We start from the raw sequence: 18,284 nt of genomic DNA, 5'->3' as shown, positions 1-18,284 counted from the left end.
CACCGCCACATCACGACCTTTCTGTTCGCAGGCCCCTCCAACCTCAATCCGCCGGCATCACTAAACTGCCATGGATCGCAGTGAAACAGCACCAAACGCTCAGTCAGAACCTGTTCTCACCCAAAAGAGGGACGGACCCCCTTCTGAGACTTGCATTGTGCGAAAATCCGGGCCCATGACGGACCCTCAACACCCCTCCCCGACCGGCCGGTCGGACGCGGACGACATCGAGCAGCACGCCTGTCCGAAGTGCGACGCACAGCCCGGCTCGCCGTGCCGCTCGCGCGGCGGCGCGGTCGCCTCCGCCTATCACACCCGCCGCTTCACCCAGGTTCCCCGCCTGAAGAAGGCACTGCGGGTGCCGACCCCCGCGGACCGCAGCCCCGGCAAACCCTGGCGGCCCGGCACCCCGCCCCCGGCTCCGGCCGTCGCGGACGCCCCGGGGGCGGACATCCGCATCGGCTACGCCCGCTGCTCGACCCTCGGCCAGGAACTCGGCTCCCAGCTCGACGCGCTCACTGCGCACGGCATCCCCCGTGACAAGATCTTCAGCGAGAAGATCAGCACCCGGGTGCGGGTCCGCCCCCAGTGCGAGGCGGCGCTGAAGACCGCGCGGGAGATCAAGGCGCACGCCCCGCACTGCCGGGTCATCTTCACCGTCTACGAGATGAAGCGGCTCGGCCGCGACGCCGCCGAACTCACCGCGCTCGCCGACCACATCACCGCCCACGGCCTGGTCCTGGAGATGCTCGCCGGACCCCTGCCCGGCCTCTACGACCCCACCGGCGCGGCGCCGCTGCTGTTCGCGTTCTTCGCCGCGATGGCGGAGACCGAACGGGAGAACATCCGTGAGTCGACGCTCGAAGGGCTCGACACCGCGGCCCGCAAGGGCAAGCACGGCGGCCGGCCGCCGGTCATCACCGACGACATGCTCCACACCGTGCTCCGGCGCAGGGCGAACGGCGAGTCCGTCGAGCAGATCCAGCCCGACCTGATCATCCCCACCGGCAAGCGCAAGGGACGCAACCCCTCCGTCGCCAGCGTCTACCGGGCACTCGCCGAGCACGCCAAGCGCGAGGCGTACCCCGAAGCGGTCGAGGCGGCCCACGCCGACTTCGCCGCCCTCCAGGCCGGCGAACTCCCCGGCCCCCGAGTCCAACCGCAGACCACGCGGTGACCCACTAGAACTTCAGGATCATCCTGTGGCCCCTTTCGGGCTTACCTCGGCGATCCCCCTATGCGCCCACGGCGGCTTGCACGAATCGCCGAAGGTGCGCACGCACAGCGTCGGGCTGCTCCAACCAGGGCTCGTGCCCAGCGCCCTCGATCCGCGTCAGCGGGAGATCGAGCCGGAGCGCGAGTGATGCAAGAGCCGACACAGGGCGGGGATCGTCGGCCCCACCGAGAAGCTCCGCCCGCGCGGGCAGGCAGGCGCGCAGCTCGGCAAGACGCTCATCGAGCGGGTCCGCGCGCCTTTCCCTGCCAAGCTCGCCGTTCATGGCCCAGTTGACGGGGCGACGTTGCCGGGCCCCCTGCGCGGCCCACTGCCACCCGCGTTCGGGATCGGCGTGGTCGGTGAACCAGGCCAGCGTGAGCAGCTCGACTTCCTGCTCCTCCGTGCGGTGCGGCAACTCCTCCAATGCGCGCAGCCGCTCCCGTTGTGCAGCGGACATGCGGCGGTCTCGCTCCGCTCGGTCCCCGCTACGCCAGTCACCGACGAACGGCCCGCACATCAGCAGCATCGCGGCAACCCGGTCAGGATGCGCCAGGCAGAATCGGCTCGCCAGATCAGTGCCGTAGGAGTGCCCGATCAACACGGCCTTGGGCACGTCCCATGCGTCGAGCAGCTCGGCGAGATCGTCGACATGCCGGGCGAAGGAATGGCGCCCCCGCCACGGGGACTGGCCAGTGCCACGCTGGTCGTACCGGCACACAGGCGCGAGGTCGGCGACCATGGGGGCGACATCGCCCAGATAATCCGGCAGACCCGGACCGCCATGGAGCATGACCACAGCCGGCCGCCGAGTCGTGTCCCCCAGCGCCATCCAACGTAACTGCGCCTCGTCGGTCATCGAAGTGAGGCCCTGCGTCTCCATCAAGGTCACCGCGGAGAACCTACCGGTGCCACCGAGGCGGCGCCAAAGGTTAACGAGCGCCCGGCGCCCAAGATCATCCCGTGGCGGGTTTCTGCCGTACCTGGGTCAGACCCCAGGAAGGGCAGAGGCTGCAGCGGATCGTGCGTCGGGGCAGTGCGAGCACGGTGCGCTTCCGTAGGGCGATGATGCTGCTGGTCTCGGCGGGCGGGAACAGCGTGCCGGTGATCGCGCGGCTCGTCCAGGCGGACGAGGACACCGTCCGCGACGTGATCCACCGCTTCAACGAGATCGGGCTGGCCTGCCTGGACCCTCGGTGGGCGGGAGGCCGTCCCCGCCTGCTCAACCGTGATGACGAGAACTTCGTCATCCAGACGGCCACCACCCGCCCGGCCAAGCTCGGCAATCCCTTCAGCCGCTGGTCGATCCGCAAGCTCGCGGAGCACCTGCGGCGCAACCTCGCCCGTCCGATACGGATCGGCCGCGAGGCCCTGCGCCTGCTGCTGTCTCGCCGCGGGATCACCTTCCAACGGACCAAGACGTGGAAGGAGTCCACCGACCCGGACTTCGACGCCCAAGCTGGACCGGATCGAATACGCGCTCCACGAGCGCCCGGACCGGACCTTCGCCTTCGACGAGTTCGGACCGCTGGGCATCCGCCCGACGGCCGGGGCCTGCTGGGCCGGGCAGGGAAAGCCGGACCGGCTGCCGGCGACCTACCACCGCACCCACGGCACCCGCTACTTCCATGGCTGCTACTCGGTCGGCGACGACACCCTCTGGGGCGTCAACCGGCGCCGCAAGGGCATCTCCCCGACCTGGACCGCGCTCAAGAGCATCCGCGCGGCCCGCCCGGACGGCGCCCCCATCTACGTGATCATGGACAACCTGTCCGCCCACAAGAACAAGCGCATCAGGCGGTGGGCGGCGCGGAACAAGGTCGAACTGTGCTTCACCCCGACGAACGCGTCCTGGGCCAACCCGATCGAGGCGCACTTCTGGCCGCTTCGGCAGTTCACCTCGGCCAACTCGAATCACCCCAACCACATCGTCCAGACCCGGGAGTTGCATCGCTACCTGCGCTGGCGCAACCAGAACGCACGGCATCCCGACCTCCTGGCCGCTCAGCGCCGCGAACGCGCCCGCATCCGCAGCGAGAAAGGCATCCGCTGGGGCGGCCGCCCTCTCAATCGCGTGGCCTGAGTGCCCGTCACCAGATCAGATGTCGCCGCGGACCAGGGCGTGCAGATGCTCGTCATGCCATCCGTCTTCGTGCAGCAGGGCGCTGCGCATCGTGCCCTCGAGGGAGAAGCCGGCCTTCTCCGCTACTCGGCACGATGCCGAGTTGGCCACCGCGTGACACAGCCGGAGCCGGTGCAGACCAAGGTCGTCGAACGCCCACCGGCTGACGCGCTGCGTGGCCTCGGCCATGGCGCCGTGGCCACGTCCTGCGGGCAGGAGCCAGTACAGGATTTCGGCGCTGCCGCCCTGGAGGTCGATGTCACCCCAGCCGATCAAGCCCACGGCCTGACCACCATCGGGCTGCGCAATGGCCCATAGCGCGCTCTGCTCGTTCTGCCAACGCGCGTGCATGCGCTCGATTCGCTCGCGTGCTTCCGCCTGCGACGTCACGAAGAGTCGGTTCCACTGGCGAATGCCCGGTTCGTGAGCGGCGGCCACCAAAGCGTCGGCGTCGCTGACACGCCAGGGACGCAGCTCCAGACCACTGGGGAGAGCGAGCACGGGCTGTTCCATCTTGGCCATCTGGCCCGCGGGAACGACCGGCGGTATGGGTGAGGTGATCATCGCGGCATCCTGCCACAGCCCCACACCGCACAGAACCCGATATCCGGTACCCGACCTCGACCCGGCGAACCAATGCGGTCACGGCACTAGGAGCAGCGGTCCGGACGTCAGGGGCGAGTTGCCGCGGGGTTATCTGGGTGTTGGCTGATCCAGTCCAGGCCGGCGGGGTCCAGGTGATGGCGGGCTCGAGTGACGGCGACGTAGGCCAGGCGGGCTTCTGCCTCATCGACGGGTCTGGGAACGGGATGGCCTCCGGCGTCGAGTTCGCCGGTGTCGGCAGGCGGTGTGAAGTCGGATGCAATACGCACTCGGGGCCATTCCCGGCCTTTGGCTTTGTGGGCGGTGGATACGGTGACTTCGGCGTCGTTTTCCGGAACTAGACGGTCCACTGCTCGTAGGAGTGCGTCCGGTCCGTGCTCGTCGATGAGGTTGGCGAAGGGCTGCAGGTCGCTGCCGGCAGGGTCGTGCTCGGCGTAGTCGCGCAAGGCTGTCCAGGTAGTGAAGAACACGAGTTCGGGGTGGTGGGTGCGGTGGCCCTGAATGAGGTCGCGGGCGGCCCATGCCAGGGAGCGCAGGGAGTCTCCGCCGCCCACCAGAGCCGTTCTGGTATCGGATGCAATGAGGGCCAGGACCTCGGTCATTGCACCGATGTTGGTCCGGCATAGGACCGCATCCGGGCGGCCCGGGCAGGATCCGATCGTGGTGGGGATCTCGGGTGTTCCGGACAGCCGGATGGGAGCTTTGCTGAGGGTGAGCCAGCGGTTGGCTTCGGCGGCGAGTGCAGGGCCGAAGCGGAAGGAGCGGGTGAGCGTCAGGCGATGGCCCGTGAATCTCGCCATCACGTCTCGGGCGCCGCGCCAGCCATAGATGGCCTGCGCCGAGTCGCCGACCATGATGATCTGGGTGCGCTCCTGCTGGGCCAGGACGATCTGCTCAAGGACGGGATTGGTGTCCTGGGCCTCGTCCAGCAGGAGGAAGTCGCCGTGCAGGACGGGCCCGGTCAGGGCCCACATCTTCAGGTAATGGTCGTGCTCGAAACGGACCATGCCGCCGTAGGGGTCTTGTAGGTCGGCCCACGCCTTCACCGCGTACGGCAGGATCAGGTCGGCCAGCTCCGCATGGGCCTCGTCGTCGAGGTCCCGCAAGTGTGGGACGTGATGGTGGGCCAGTTCCGCATCGGCTGACTGGCAGAAGCGGGCCACCGTCCGCAGCGTCGCGTTGGAGAGCGCCGCTGGCATCAGCCCCGCTCGACCGATATCGGCTGGGGTGTTAAGGCCCAGATCCTGACCGATCCGCCAGCCGGGCCTGCGGGGACTGTTGAGACGGCCGCGGTAGCGGTGGCCGAGGGCGGCGTAGGCCAACGAGTGGGCCGTCTTGCACTGGACCGTTGAGGGAAAGCGGGCGGCGGCATCTAGGGCGATGGCGCGGTTAAAGGCGAGGTAGCGCCCACGCCGGAGCGGCATCTGCTCCGCGAGAAAGACGAGCGTGGACGTCTTTCCTGTGCCTGCGCCAGCCTGGATGGCGAGATGGCCGCCGCTGCGGAACGCCTTGAGAGCGGCGGCCTGCTCGTCGGTCGGGGAAAAGGGCATGGGACAGATCTCTCCGCAGGCTCGAAGGCCCACGCTAGAAGTACGTGGGCGCAGGAAAGGCCGCACCTCGGGAAGGTGCCGGAGTGAAAAGTGCCAATGGACGCGCCCGCCACCTAAGCACACGCCGCCCGGTCCGCTCGATGCGGTGACCAGGCGGCGACAAGAATCTGAATCCAGAACGGACGTGCGGGAGAGCTGTCACGTTCGGGTGGCCGGTGGGCAGCTGGGCTCAGGTTTCGGATCGTGGGGGTTCGTGCCCCGCACACAGCGGACCGAGGAGCTTGCCGAGCGGGATGGAGAAAGCGTGGGCGAGGGCGTGCCAGGTCGCCAACGTGCCGATCGTGCGGCCCTGTTCGATCTCGATCAGAGTGCGGCGGGATAGGCCGCTACGAGCGGCGAGCTGGTCATAGCTCCACCCGCGCTGCGCACGCAGACGAGCGAGAGAAAGCCTCAGTGCCGTCGGATCGGGCTCCGGCGGCGGGAAGATCGTCACCCGTCCATCCGACGGTGCAGACCCCTGCCCTGGCAGTGCAGACCTCTGCCCTATTTATGCCGGTACGGAAGTGTCCGCAGTGGGGCAGAGGTCTGCACTACGGTGTCCGCTCCCGGAGCCGCCCGGAAGGAGGGCCGGCGACTGACCGATCACGGCTTGGAGGGACCGATGTCCATGGCCCTGTCCGCACGCGCCTGGACCGTCACGATCAGCAGCCCGGCGGGGCGGCCCGTGCTGACGTGCAGTGCCTGTACGAAGCCCGCCGTGGCCGTGGGCGCTGCCGGGGTCGTGCAGATCCGCCGACATCTCGCGGGCCACCTGTTCACGTCCCCGTTGCCCCCGCATCTGCGGATCTGCCAGTGCCGGGAAAGGGCCTGCGCGTGGCACGGGCGTCAAGGGCCCTGTTCCGGGCCGCTGCGGCTCTTGCTCATCCGGGCGGATCACGGCCGGACCTGGCACCTTGCCGACGCCTGCGCGGCCTGTGCCGGTGCCATCCCCTTCGCCGCTACCGTCCCGGAACCCCCGCAGGATGCCGCTGCTGCCGACGTGCGGGCGCCCGCGGGTGAGGCTTCGACGGACCTCGCCGGTGAACCCGTCGTATGGGTGGAAGCGCTGTGAGGAGTTGGCGGTGTTCGGCGGCGTGCGGTCACGGAAGTCCCCGCCGCCGACGTTCTGGATCCGGCCCGGGCAAGCGGTCGGCCGCAACGCGATCGGGCCAGGATCGACAGATACATCAGGCCTGTTCTTCCTAACTCTGTATATGCATCGGAAGCCGCAAGGTGGAATGCCTGAGTCCTCAAGTGAAGGTTCCGGGACGGGAGTTGGGGCTCATCCCGGCCCTCTCCTGGCTGTCATCCCGGGCATCGTCCTGCGAGGCGGTGGTCCTACGGACGGTAGGGTTCACCATTCCCGCAGCAGCCAGGCCGGGTCGAACTCGGGGTGATCCTTGTAGGCCATCGCGAGCGCTCTGACCGCATCGCGCAGAGCGTCCTTCGCGGGCTTGTCAGCAGCGGCTTCGTAGAGGTCCACGATCAAGCGGCGGGACTCGAGGTTGCCCCAGATGTGGGGCGGGTCCCAGGTAGCCAGGTGGGTGGCGGCGTCCCGCCGGGTGTGGACCACAGGCTGATCGTGATCGTCGATGACCTTGCCGCTGCGGGGCGGGTGGTGGCGCCATGACGTGCAGTTGCAGTCGGTGCCCCGCTCGTCTTCGTCGAGGCGGGCGTGCACGAACGAGACCAACGGCTCGTGCAGCCGCCGGTCCGGGTCGCGAGACTCAAGGACCGGCCCGGACCGCTGCGGGTCCGGGGCTTCGGCGGGGCAGTAGGCCAGCCAGCCTGTCCGGCCCCGCCGCAGTGTCCTCGCCCCTGGCGGCAGGAACCGTCGGCAGTGTGCGCAGAAGTCCTCGTACTTGTTCGTGGCCATCGCGGTCATTGTGCCGGGTCACCGGCTGCCGTCGACGGCCAGTCCCAGATCCCCAGCTTGACCTCCGCCGCGGCGTCAGCGCGCAACAGGGTGCCGTCGGGCTTGGCCCAAAAATCAGCCCCTTCAGCCCCTTTGGTTCGGTGGAGCAAGCAGCCCACGGGCCCTCTGGCCAGGTGCTTCACTAGGGCGGGACTGTGACGGCGGCAAGGGGCTCAGGGGCGCCCGAGGGCCCGGAGGGTCCAGCCGATCTCGCGCCAGTGTCCGCGTTGAGCGTGCCGCAGCCGCCGACCGTGCGGGTCGCCTGGGCAAGGATCTGGCTGGACTGGTGGAGGGCGGGCGAGGTCGCGGCGGCGGGGAGGGCCTTGCCGTCGTGTTCGGCGCCCACGACCACGACGGCTGGCCTCTTGGCTCATCCAAAGTGTGGCTGCACTGTCAGTGCTCTGTGGTCCACTGAAATCGTCGTGTGGAGACACCAACTGACCTAAGGCGTGTTTGAGATGTGGTCACAGTGCTTGCCGTATCAGGGTGAGTTGGACGGTGGCCTCGTAGCGGACGGCGAGCTTCTCGTAGCGCGTCGCGATGCCTCTGGCCTGCTTCAACAAGCCGATCCGGCATTCGACCCGGTTTCTCCTCTTGTACGTTTCCCGGTCGAACCCGGGCGGGCGGCCCCCGTCCGAGCCCCGGCGCAGGCGGTGTCTGGCCTGGTCACGCTTCTCCGGGATGGTGTGCGGGATCTGCCGGCGACGCAGGTAGTCGCGGATGGCACGGGAGGAGTACGCGCGGTCGGCGAGGACGTGGCCGGGCCGGGTACGGGGGCGTCCGCCGCCCGGCCGGGGAACGCGGATGCGGTTCATGACCTCGGTGAATGCCGGGGCATCACCCCGCTGCCCGGCGGTGATTACGGTGGCCAGGACGTGGAAGGAGGAGTCAACGGCGAGATGAATCTTGGTGGTCAGGCCGCCGCGCGAGCGGCCGATCGCGTGGTCGGCCGGCTCGGCCTGCAGCCCGTCCGGAGCCGTCCCGCCCGAACCGGGAGCCCCCTTTTGCGGGCCCCGGCCGCATGCTGATGGGCTCGGCAGACCGTCGAATCGACGGACACCTCCCACTCGATGTGTCCTGCCGAATCGGCCTTGACCTGCAGCTTCTTCAACACTTCAGCCCAGGTTCCGTCGATCTGCCAGCGCCGGAAGAGTGTGTATGCCGTTTCCCACGGCCCGTATCGCTCGGGCACGTCCCGCCACGGCGAGCCGGTCCTTGCCCGCCACCAGATCCCGTCAAAACACTGCCGCCGGTCCCGCGGCTTGCGGCCCATCCTCGACAACGGCGGCAACACCGCCTCCAGCCGGGCCCACTGTTCGTCAGTCAGATCTCCACGAGCCATCCAGTGATCGTTCCACACTCATGATCAACATCTCAAACACGCCTTAGGGGGTCGTGTGGTTGGAGATGGCGCGCGAGTCAGGGCGCGGGCAGGGCTAAGCGGCGAGCTCGCCGAGTTGCGTGGGCACCTTGCGGACGTGTGTGCGATGTTGAGGGTGCCCGTGCCGCATGGAATGAGTGAGGACGAGCATGAGCGTCTGCTGGAGCGGCGCGAGAAGCTGCAGTTCGCTGCGCTCGCCGTAGGGGCGGTCATCGGAGGCGCTGGGTTCATCGGCTTCTTCGTCTGGCTAGGCGCCTGGCTGAACGAGCACTGGGGGATCTATGCCGTCCTGCCGCAGGCAGGGCTGATGCTCCTGATCTTCTTTGGGGCGGCGGCAGAGCAACGCCGAAAGTGGGAAGAGCGCCGAGCGCAAGGGCTGCGGATACCGCTGTCCCAACTGGATAAGGCGGGCCACCGGGCCTTCGAATACGCAATACGCGACCTGATGCGGCGAGACGGATTCGCCGCCGAGCGGGTCGGCGGGGCCGGTGACGATGCCTGCGACGTGCGCGCCGTGGATGCCGATGGCCGGGTCTGGGCCATCCAGTGCAAACACCGGCGCGATGGCTGGGCAGGAAGTGCCACGGGGGTCGGCGTGCTGCAACAGGTCAACGGGACCGCAGCGCCAGTCCATGGTGCCAAGGTCGCCGTTGTCGTCACCAACGGACGGTTCAGCGGACCTGCCGTGGCCTGGGCCGAGCGGCATGGGATTCAGCTGATGGACCGTCACTGCTTGGAGCTGTGGAGCCAGGAGCGGCAGCCCCTGTGGGAGGCACTCGGGGGCATCAAGCGCCCCCGGCGTCTGCCCAGTCAGGCGCGCCGACCTCGACCGATCAGGACGACGCGCCGGGCACGATTGAACCGCAAGTTCAGTGTCGCCCAAGGGCGCGATAGGTCCATCCGGCTTCGCGCCAGCGGTCCGCATTGAGGGTGCCGCGAGCGTCGACGACCTTGGAGCTCACGACGCAGTCGGCGAGCCGCTCGGGGTCGATCACCGGAGTGCGACAGGTGCGGGAGGTGCGGACCAGAGCGCAGGTGTCCGCCGACCTGGGTTCAGCGGATCGGTCGGACGCTGTGAGAACGCTTCAAGAATCCCGAAGTTACGTCACTGGGCTATAGAGCGCCCGGAAGGGGAAGAACCCCCTGGCCATGGGCTCGCAGGCTCAACGGGGCTCAGGGAAACTCACGGGATGTCGCACATACCGGTGACCCCCAGCGAGCACCGCCACCGACGAAAGATCGGAGCCGGTCATTCTTCCATCAATTCCTTAAGCCAATTCGGAGGCTCTGATACGGGGGGCGCCTTGTATATCTGCTGCCCGTAGAACAAAGCGGCTAGCTCATCCAGTAGGTCTTCGAACCTAGCGTTGTCTCGCATGTCGACATACCTCCGTGATGCCGCTAGGAAGGGAGGTATAGAATTGCCGTCGCCATCACGGAGAATCGGAACGACCCGATTTGCGGGTCTATCCTTGTCCATAAATCTCCGAATTAGCTCCTTCTCATACCCTACGCCACCTTTACTCCTCCGGGCGCGGTCGGCGTACCTCGGCGTGCAAATGACGGCTATGTGATCGCAGTTTGCTGCAATTCGCTCCATAAAGTCATCGAGGAGATCGCCATATTCGGTCTCGTGAACATCGGTGACAGCTCGAACCCCTCGCGATCTTAGCCCGTTCGTGAAATGCCTGCGCACCCATTCCATATGCGGGTTACTGTCCCATGAGTACGAAACGAACACAATTGGGGTCGACCAAGTAGGTCCGCTCTGGCGAGCCTCCGCACTGCTCATGACGCACCACTCTGACCCTCACTCACCCCTGGATCACGAACTACCTGAATTAGTTCATACTCCATGAATTTTGTGGATTCAGGGTTGACTTCCCTCGCTATCTTGACCTCCTTACTGCCCCCCACGAGGCCAAAGACCGCGTAGAGCCGACCACCAGAGTGCGACCGAAATGCGATGCCATCTTTTCCGCTACCGTATGCGGCCGTCGCAAATGCCTGGCTCGGCATATAATCCTCGGAGCGAATGGAATTCGCGATCGTCTCAGCAGTTGCGGAATGATCCGTCGTGTCGATCAGTCGGAGAGGCGTGGGGAACTCAAGCTCGCTCAGCACATACTTCTCCAGGTCGACCCCTCGGACGGCCGTCAGACTGCCAATGAATTCCTCCATGGCGACCTGCTCGTTTGAGGCGAGATAGAGGACCCCGACATTTTCCTGATCAGGGGCAAATCGAGAAGGACCTCGAAAGTAGAACTCTGGCTCGCTTAGACGTCGATGCACACGCCATCCCAGTTGAACAACTTCCTCAGAGAACCCCTCGATGAGCTGGGCGTTCATGTCCATACTTCCAAGCTATGGGCTCTTCGTCAGGTCTGCACATCCACACACAGATCAGCAGGTGCACGGCGTCGGGGATCGCTGGAGCAGCCGGTAGCGCTAAGCCTCGGTCGACCGTCGATCGTTCCTCGCCACCGGCGGCACCCTGGTGGTACCGAGCCTGGACCGCTACGGCCGCAGCCTGCAGGACCTCATCACGATGGTCAGCGACCTGCGCAAGCGCGGGATCGGCTTCACCTCGCTCCACGAGAAGCTGGACACCACCACCCCAGGCGGGCGGCTGGTCTTCCACGTGTTCGCTGCCCTGGCGGAGTTCATCCGCGAGCTGATCATCATCGGCACTACTAACGAGGGCCTGGCCGCCGCCCGCGCCCGCGCCCGCGGCCGGGGCGGCGGGCGCCCCACCGTCGCCACCGAGGAGGTCATCCGTGCCGCACGGGACCTGCTGCCCGACCCTGGCCGCTCGATCACCTCGATCGCGAAGCTGCTGGGCGTTTCCCCCCGGCACGCTCTACAACCACATCCCGGACCTGCGAGAGCTCAGGGCCGGCGCCGTGCCGCAGCAGCTCAGCGCGGGCGGCCCGTAAACACTGACAGGAACGCCAGGAGGCTGGTCTTGGCGCTGAGGGAGAAGACGTGCGCGAGGTGGAGAGGGTCGGCGCCGTTGGCGAGGGCTCCACGCCCGGGTGGGTGGCCAGCCACGCGGCCAGTGGTCCGGAGTCGCGCGTTGGGAGCACGTCGACCACGCGATGGGTTTCCCCGCAGGTCAAAACGGTGGCGTAGGTCTGCCCTCTGCGGGTCGCGAAGTCGTCCACGCCCAGTACCCGCGGCGTGCTGGGCTGCGGATCGGGTAACGCCATGACCCTGCGCAGCATGGTCATCCGTCCGACGCTGAAGCCCAGGTGCGCGGTCAGCCGGGCGCCGGCTCGTCCCGCGAGTGCGAGCCCAACGCGCTCCAGGACATGACTGAGCCGCGTGGTGAAGCGTGCGTGCGGGGCGGTCAGCTGCGTGAACGGCTCGGCGAACGTGCGGCGCGGGCAGGTGGTCGTGCTGCAGATGAAGCGTCGGACCGTCAGATGGATCACGACGCTCTGCCCGGCGAGCGGCAGATCCTTCAGTCTGCGCTGGTAGGAGTCGTGCACTCGGGTCGAGGAGCGGCCGCAGTCCGGACATGCTGCACTGACTCCCCGGCCCCTGGCCGTGACGTCGACCGTGCCGAAGGCGGCGGTCACCGCTTCGACGTCCACGTCGTCGATGCCGTCGAACACGAACGAGTCCCAGAACATGGTGTCGGCCTGCATGGCCAGCACCGTCACCGGTCACGATGGGCTCTGGCGATGCCGGGGACAGACCTGAGGGAGCGTCACTCCTGGCCACCAGACAGGAAGGCGTACGCGGTCTCACGCGAGCCCGAACCCTCGCAATCGAACGCCGCAGTGACGCTCGCGACCGCTCCCCAAGATCTGTGCCAGAGCCCACAACTCGCCGACAAAGCCATGCGGCTGAGACGGGCCGCCATGACGATCCGCGGGGCGAAGGCTCACACCTCCGACACTCCATCGCGCGGGGCGTTGCGGAAGGCGCTGGCAGGGAGGTGATGCGAGAGATCCTCAACGCGGGCAAGGAAATCTTCCGGGCCTGGTTCTAGCTGATCGGGGCGGCCTCATGCAGCTGCATGGGGCCGCCCCAGTGCTTAAGCCTCATTGCCATAAGGCATCGACTCGCGGTAACGCGGTCAGGGACGGCCGAGGACTCGGTAGGTCCAGCCGGCTTGGCGCCAGGTGTCTGGGTTGAGGGTGCCGCGGCAGTCGATGACCAGGGTCTGGGCGGTGCGGTGGGCGAGGCGGTGTGGGTCGATGTGACCGAACTCGGCCCATTCGGTGACGTGCAGGAGGAGGTCGGCGTCCTGGACCGCGGCGATCGGGTCCTCGATGTAGTCGAGTTCGGGGTGCGTCTTGCGGGCGTTGTCGAGGGCTTTGGGGTCGGTGACCGTGACGGTGGCGCCGGATTCGTGGAGTTTCCGGGCGACGGCGAGGGCGGGTGAGTCGCGGATGTCGTCGGTGTTGGGTTTGAAGGCGGCGCCCCAGATGGTGATCCGCTTGCCTGTGAGGTCGCCGTCGAGGTGTTCGCGCGCGAGGTTGACGACGGCTTCGCGGCGACGGGTGTTGACGGCGTCGGCTTCGCGGAGGATGCCGGTGGCCGCTTCGGCCCCGAGCTTGCTGGCCTGGGTGATGAAGCCGCGGATGTCCTTGGGCAGGCAGCCGCCGCCGAACCCGAGGCCGGGGCGCATGCCGCTCCGTCCGATGCGAGGGTCGTGGCCGAGGATCTCGGCGAGCTGGTGGACGTCGGCGTAGGACTTCTCGCAGATCTCGGCCATCGCGTTGATGAACGAGATCTTGGTGGCGAGGAAGGAGTTCGCGGCGCCCTTGGCGAGTTCGGCGGTCGCCCAGTCGGTGACGATGGTCGGGGCCCCGGCTTCGATGATCTTCTCGAAGCACTGCCGGAGCATGGCCTCGGCCCAGGTGTTCTCGGCCTGGAAGCCGAGGACAAGCCGGTCGGGGCGGAGAGTGTCCTCGATCGCGAACGACTCGCGCAGGAACTCGGGGTTCCAGGCGACCTCGACCCGGTCGCCGGCCGGGGCGAACTCGTGCAGGATCTCGGCGACGCGGGGTGCGGTGCCGACCGGGACGGTCGACTTGACCGCGACGACCGCCGGGCTGGTCAGACGCGGGGCGAGCTGGCGGACAGCGGAGTAGAGGTGGGTGAGGTCGTAGGTGTCCTCGCCCGGGGTCTGCGGGGTGCCGACACCGATGAAGTGCAGGTCGGCGAAGTGGGCGGCCTCCGCGTAGGAGGCGGTGAACTTCAGGCGGCCACTCGCGGTGTGTTTGGCCAGGAGGCCGTCGAGGTCGCGTTCGAAGAACGGGGCCTTGCCGGAGTTGAGGACGTGGACCTTGTCCGTGTCGGAGTCCATGCCGAGGACGTCGTGGCCGAGTTCGGCCATGCAGGCCGCGTGGGTGGCGCCGAGGTAGCCGCAGCCGATCACGGTGAGCTTCATAACGGGGGTGTCCTTCCAGGGCAAGTGAGGGGCCGCCGGCAGCCCCTCACCCGTCATCGGGGAAGGTGCCGTTTGGGCGGAAGCTTCGTCAGGTAGCGGTTGATGCCGTCCCTGATGAAGAAGGGGATCTTGAGGGCGTCGAGGAACTCGGGGGCGAAGAACTGGAGCTTGACGCCCTCGGCCAGCGGCAGCTGGGTCTCGTCGCCGTCCCAGTGGGCGGAGAAGAAGGTGATCAGCTGACCGGAGCCGTGCTGGTCGCGGATCTCGCAGACAGGAAGCAGGCTGTCGATCTCTTCGCCGAGTCCTGCCTCCTCGTCGAGTTCGCGGCAGATCGCATCGATCTCGTGCTCGTCGGGGTCGCAGCCGCCTCCGAGCAGGCTCCAGTAGCCGGGCCAGGCAATGCCGTCGATGTCATCGCGCAGGTGCAGCAGGAGCTCGCCGCGAGAGTTGGTGATGATCGCGACGGCTCCCCGGCCGGGGGTGCTCGGCCGCCGGGAAGCGGTGGTGTCGAAGTGCATCCGGACACCGTAGTAAGCCAGTTGGGGATCATGCGGCAGCCCTCACCGTCTGGTCTGAAAACCAGGCGGCTGCCAGCAGGGCCTGCATCCGGGTCCGGTCGAACCGGCCGCCGGGCTTGAGCCCGCCCATCAGCAGCGGCCGCAGCGACACCGGCGCTTCGGCGAGCGCGGTGTGGATCTGGGCGTCCGCCCAGGCCGCAAGCGGTCCGTTGAGCCAGGTGGGGACCGGGGAGGCGAATCCGAGCTTGTCGCGGCTCGCCCAGACCTCCCGCGGCAGGCCGAGAGCCTTGGCTGCGTCCCGCAGGATTCGCTTGCCCTCGGCGGGATGACAGATTTTGTGCTCCGAGGCCAGCCGGTAGGACAGCTCGACCAACTCCCGCGCCAGATAGGGCGACCGGCGTTCCAACGCATAGGCGGAGGCGAGCTTGTCGCTCGTCATCACCAGGGGCCGCCAGGCTGTCGCCAGATCCGCCAGGGTCAGCCCCCGCGCCAGATCGCCCCCGGCCCGCTCCATCGCGTTGGCGACCAGGCCGTGGATGCGGCTCTCGGGGTCCGGGCCGCGCAGGATCATCCGGGTGACCGCCTCGACCGGATCGAGGTCCTGGCCGGCGGTGTGCAGGAGCTTGGCGGCCAGCGGCCGGTAGGCGTCCATCCCGGCTTTCAAGACGGCGTCCGGGCCGAACAACACGAGGGCATGGCGGACGTAGCCCATCAGGAACTCGTCCGGGCCGAGCCCGCCGACCACGACCTTCAGCCCGAGGTCGGAAATCTTCCGGTACGCCATGTGCTCAGAGAACGTGGACGCGTTGCCCATCGGGTAGTCGAGCGCGGCCATCATGTGCGGCAGGGCCCGGGTGAAGTCGACGTGGGCTGGCTCGACCACCACCAGCTCGGCCCCGATGTCCGCCGCGATGCGGGCTGCGGCCGCCGATTCGTCGAGGCGGTCCTGGCCCGGGTAAGAGACGGTGACGCAGACCGGCGGCCGCATCAGATAGGCCAGCACCGACGAGTCCAGGCCGCCGGATAACAGGAGCGCGAAGTCGCGGGCCGGGGACCGCAGCGGAATCTGCTCGGCCAGGGCCACGGAGAACGCGGCCAGGGCCTGGCGGTAGTCGCCCGTGAACGGCAGCCGGTCCTCCAGCCGCCACCAGATCGTCTGCTCCAGCGAGCCGGTCACCACGTCGAAGGACAACAGCGTCGCTGGGGCCAGCAGCTGGACGCCCTGGAACGGGGTGTCGACGCCGACCGGCGTCTCGATCGCCAGCATCTCCGGGCGGACGATCAGCGGGGCCGAGCCGTAGCCGGTCAGGGTGGTGACCTCGGAGGCGAACGCGAGCCGGCCTCCGTCCAAGCGCCAGTAGAGCGGCTTCTCCCCGAGCCGGTCCCGCGCCAGGAACAGCGTCCCGGCGCGCGGGTCATAGACGGCGAGGGCGAACATGCCATCCAGCCCGTCCAGGCAGGACGGCCCGAGCTTCGCCCATGCCTTGAGGACCAAGTGGGCATCGGTCTCCTTCTCCCCGAGCTCGATGCCCCAAGCAGCTGCCTGCTGCCGCCAGTTGTAGATCTCGCCGTTGAAGGCCAGCAGCACCCCGCTCTCGCGGTCCAGGTAGGGGCCGGGGTGGGCGAGCGGGTCGACAATCAGCAGCGTGTTCATGGCCAGCACCGCCCGCCCGTCGTGGCTTGTGGCGTGCATCGTGCCGTCCGGGCCCCGGTAGTGCTGGGCGATGCCCATGGCCTGCACCGTCGTCTGGTGCCACTGAGCGTCCGGTCCGGCCAGTCCTGCGATTCCGCACATCTGGTTCACCCCCGAGAGTGAGTGGTGATGCCCTGTCGGCGGCCACCGCCGGAAGGAGATCGGTTCCGGTTCCGGCGGTGGCCTGGGCTCTCATCACACCGGCCGGGAAGAAGACCGGGGAGGGCTCGCAGGGGGGCTCACAACTCGCAGACCCGGTTCGCCCAGGGCCCGGATAGGAATACCCTCGGTGACCCAACATGCGGAACGCGTACGACTCTTCGTGCACCAGCGAGGGTTCGCGTACGACTGAACGTCCCCAGCCGTTCGCGTACCACTTCTGGGCCCAGGCACGTACGAGTGCGCGTGGGCAACGCTCCAGTAACTGGTCAGGGGGGACGTCGTGGCATCGACCGTCCGCCGGACCCGTCCGCCCAACGCGGACCTGGCCCGGCTCATCGAAGCCTGCGGTGCGAGCCACAAGTCCCTGGCTCACCGTGTCAATCAGCTCGCCCACCAGGCCGGGATAGCGACCGGCTATTCACACACGTCCGTGGCGAACTGGTGCCGTCGGGGTATGACGCCGAAGCCGCCGGTGCCCCGGCTGCTGGCCCAGGCGATCTCCGAGCGGCTGGGGCGGCCCGTCAGTCTCAGTGAGATCGGTATGGGCGAGGCGGAGACAATCGACGCTTCGGTGGGGTTGGATTTCCCGCGAGATCCCGCCGACGCCGTCCGCGTCGCCACCACGTTCTGGAGCTCCGTGAACCGCCGCGACTTCCTCAACCAGGCCAGTTCCGGCTTCGCCGTGTCCGCGTTCACCGTCCCTGTCACGCGCTGGCTGGTCAGCCCCGCAGACGCCACCGCCGACCACCAGGGCGGCGGACAGGTCGGCCGCGCCGACCTGGACGAACTGCGCGAGGCCGCCGACCACGCCCGCCACTGGGACTCGAAATACGGCGGCGGGAACTGGCAGGCGAACTCCGTCACCGACTGCCTCGAACACCGCGCGGCCCCGCTCCTGGGCGGGACCTTCTCCGACGACGTCGGCCGCGAACTGTTCTCCGTGACCGCCGAGTTGTCCAGATTGGCCGGGTGGACCGCGTTCGACGTCGGCCAGCACGACGCCGCCCAGCGGCACTTCATCCAGGCCCTCCGCCTGGCCCGTGCGGGCGGGGACGTGCAGCTCGGCTGCTATGTGCTGACCACGATGGCCATGCAGTCGCTGATGCGGGGCTTCGCCTCCGAGGCCGTCGACATGGCCCAGGGCGCCTTCGAGCGTGCCAAGGGCCAGGCCACCCCCAGGGTGCTGGCGTTCACCAAGCTCATCGAGGCCCGCGCGCACGCCCGCGAGAACAACGCTCGCGCCGCCTCCCGGGCCCTGGCGGCCTCCGAGGACCTGCTGGGCCGGGCCAGGGCCGACAGCGGCGACGAGCCGGGCTGGATCGACTTCTATCACCACGCCCGGCTCGCCGCGGACGCCACCGAGGTCTTCCGTGACCTGAGGAACCCCAAGGCGTCCCTGGCCTGGGACAAGCAGGCCACCGCGATGCCGACCGGGGTGTTCACCCGCTCCGTCGGCATGCGGCTCGCCATCGTCGGAACCGCCCACCTCCAGGCCCGCGACCTCGACCATGGCCTTGAACTCGGCAACCGCAGCGTCGACATCCTCGCCCGTGTCCAGTCGACACGGGCGCTGGACTACGTCCGCGAGTTCAACACCGCCCTCGCCCCCTGGCGGCGCGAGCCGGCTGTCCGTGAGTTCGTCCACCGGTCTCGCCGCGAACTCGGCGTCGCAGCCTGACGAACT

At 68.1% G+C, this 18,284-nt stretch carries 16 protein-coding genes and 2 pseudogenes; 5 read left to right on the top strand and 13 right to left on the bottom strand.

Going from position 1 to position 18,284, the window contains the following annotated elements; genetic code table 11:
- The first annotated feature begins 175 nt into the window (after positions 1-175).
- The gene (locus tag ABD346_RS36615; protein ID WP_344380634.1) at positions 176-1,177 is read left to right on the top strand and encodes a recombinase family protein; all 1,002 of its coding nucleotides are present in this window, start codon (positions 176-178) and stop codon (positions 1,175-1,177) included.
- A 58-nt stretch (positions 1,178-1,235) separates the two neighbouring features.
- Here ABD346_RS36615 and ABD346_RS36610 read toward each other — a convergent pair whose 3' ends face one another.
- A complete protein-coding gene (locus tag ABD346_RS36610) occupies positions 1,236-2,096 on the bottom strand; it encodes an alpha/beta fold hydrolase (protein WP_344380636.1) in 861 nt (286 codons plus the stop codon).
- 80 nt (positions 2,097-2,176) lie between these two features.
- Here ABD346_RS36610 and ABD346_RS36605 point away from each other — a divergent pair.
- Positions 2,177-3,296: pseudogene (locus ABD346_RS36605) on the top strand (IS630 family transposase).
- A gap of 15 nt (positions 3,297-3,311) precedes the next feature.
- Here the strand turns inward: ABD346_RS36605 and ABD346_RS36600 are convergent.
- From ABD346_RS36600 to ABD346_RS36575, 6 genes are all read right to left on the bottom strand, one after another.
- Entirely contained in the window at positions 3,312-3,899 is a 588-nt protein-coding gene (locus tag ABD346_RS36600) for a GNAT family N-acetyltransferase (protein WP_344380633.1), read from the bottom strand.
- Positions 3,900-4,006: 107 nt separating this feature from the next.
- Entirely contained in the window at positions 4,007-5,488 is a 1,482-nt protein-coding gene (locus tag ABD346_RS36595; RefSeq protein WP_344380632.1) for a UvrD-helicase domain-containing protein, read from the bottom strand.
- Positions 5,489-5,717: 229 nt separating this feature from the next.
- The gene (locus tag ABD346_RS36590) at positions 5,718-5,981 is read right to left on the bottom strand and encodes a helix-turn-helix transcriptional regulator (protein WP_344380631.1); all 264 of its coding nucleotides are present in this window, start codon (positions 5,979-5,981) and stop codon (positions 5,718-5,720) included.
- 149 nt (positions 5,982-6,130) lie between these two features.
- Positions 6,131-6,307 carry a hypothetical protein gene (locus ABD346_RS36585; protein WP_344380630.1) on the bottom strand — a complete coding sequence of 59 codons (177 nt, stop codon included), beginning with the start codon at positions 6,305-6,307 and terminating at the stop codon, positions 6,131-6,133.
- A gap of 574 nt (positions 6,308-6,881) precedes the next feature.
- On the bottom strand, positions 6,882-7,403 hold the full coding sequence (locus ABD346_RS36580; RefSeq protein WP_344380629.1) for a DUF6221 family protein: 522 nt from the start codon (positions 7,401-7,403) through the stop codon (positions 6,882-6,884).
- Positions 7,404-7,906: 503 nt separating this feature from the next.
- Positions 7,907-8,784, bottom strand: a protein-coding gene (locus ABD346_RS36575) for an IS5 family transposase (RefSeq protein ID WP_381229014.1) whose coding sequence is annotated in 2 segments (ribosomal slippage) — positions 7,907-8,388 and positions 8,388-8,784 — 879 coding nt in all. Because the reading frame shifts where the segments join, the coding sequence is not laid out codon by codon here.
- A gap of 172 nt (positions 8,785-8,956) precedes the next feature.
- Between ABD346_RS36575 and ABD346_RS36570 the strand changes: the two genes are divergently transcribed.
- The gene (locus ABD346_RS36570) at positions 8,957-9,751 is read left to right on the top strand and encodes a restriction endonuclease (protein WP_344380627.1); all 795 of its coding nucleotides are present in this window, start codon (positions 8,957-8,959) and stop codon (positions 9,749-9,751) included.
- A 321-nt stretch (positions 9,752-10,072) separates the two neighbouring features.
- Here ABD346_RS36570 and ABD346_RS38725 read toward each other — a convergent pair whose 3' ends face one another.
- On the bottom strand, positions 10,073-10,615 hold the full coding sequence (locus ABD346_RS38725) for a toll/interleukin-1 receptor domain-containing protein (RefSeq protein ID WP_381229018.1): 543 nt from the start codon (positions 10,613-10,615) through the stop codon (positions 10,073-10,075).
- The gene (locus ABD346_RS36565; RefSeq protein ID WP_344380626.1) at positions 10,612-11,178 is read right to left on the bottom strand and encodes an RES family NAD+ phosphorylase; all 567 of its coding nucleotides are present in this window, start codon (positions 11,176-11,178) and stop codon (positions 10,612-10,614) included. The genes ABD346_RS38725 and ABD346_RS36565 overlap by 4 nt, the downstream gene beginning before the upstream one ends.
- A gap of 142 nt (positions 11,179-11,320) precedes the next feature.
- On the opposite strand from ABD346_RS36565, the pseudogene ABD346_RS36560 reads away from it, so the two are divergent.
- Positions 11,321-11,491 (top strand): annotated as a pseudogene (locus tag ABD346_RS36560) (recombinase family protein); the annotation flags it as partial.
- Between the two features lie 148 nt (positions 11,492-11,639).
- Here ABD346_RS36560 and ABD346_RS36555 read toward each other — a convergent pair.
- From ABD346_RS36555 to ABD346_RS36540, 4 genes are all read right to left on the bottom strand, one after another.
- Positions 11,640-12,473 (bottom strand): transposase family protein, encoded by an 834-nt coding sequence (locus ABD346_RS36555; protein ID WP_344380625.1) that lies wholly within the window; start codon positions 12,471-12,473, stop codon positions 11,640-11,642.
- A gap of 434 nt (positions 12,474-12,907) precedes the next feature.
- A complete protein-coding gene (locus ABD346_RS36550) occupies positions 12,908-14,227 on the bottom strand; it encodes a UDP-glucose dehydrogenase family protein (protein WP_344380624.1) in 1,320 nt (439 codons plus the stop codon).
- 53 nt (positions 14,228-14,280) lie between these two features.
- Positions 14,281-14,745, bottom strand: coding sequence for an NUDIX domain-containing protein (locus ABD346_RS36545; protein ID WP_344380623.1), 465 nt, complete (start codon positions 14,743-14,745; stop codon positions 14,281-14,283).
- A gap of 28 nt (positions 14,746-14,773) precedes the next feature.
- Positions 14,774-16,540, bottom strand: coding sequence for an asparagine synthetase B family protein (locus ABD346_RS36540; RefSeq protein WP_344380622.1), 1,767 nt, complete (start codon positions 16,538-16,540; stop codon positions 14,774-14,776).
- Between the two features lie 340 nt (positions 16,541-16,880).
- Between ABD346_RS36540 and ABD346_RS36535 the strand changes: the two genes are divergently transcribed.
- Complete coding sequence (locus ABD346_RS36535) at positions 16,881-18,278, top strand: NsdA family TPR-like regulatory protein (protein ID WP_344380621.1); 1,398 nt, start codon at positions 16,881-16,883, stop codon at positions 18,276-18,278.
- The last annotated feature ends 6 nt before the right edge of the window (positions 18,279-18,284 follow it).

Source organism: Streptomyces mauvecolor (assembly GCF_039532965.1).
Lineage (GTDB): Bacteria > Actinomycetota > Actinomycetes > Streptomycetales > Streptomycetaceae > Streptomyces > Streptomyces violascens.
The sequence above is the reverse complement of the archived record's forward strand: the minus strand, read 5'-3'. Positions and strand labels throughout refer to the sequence as shown.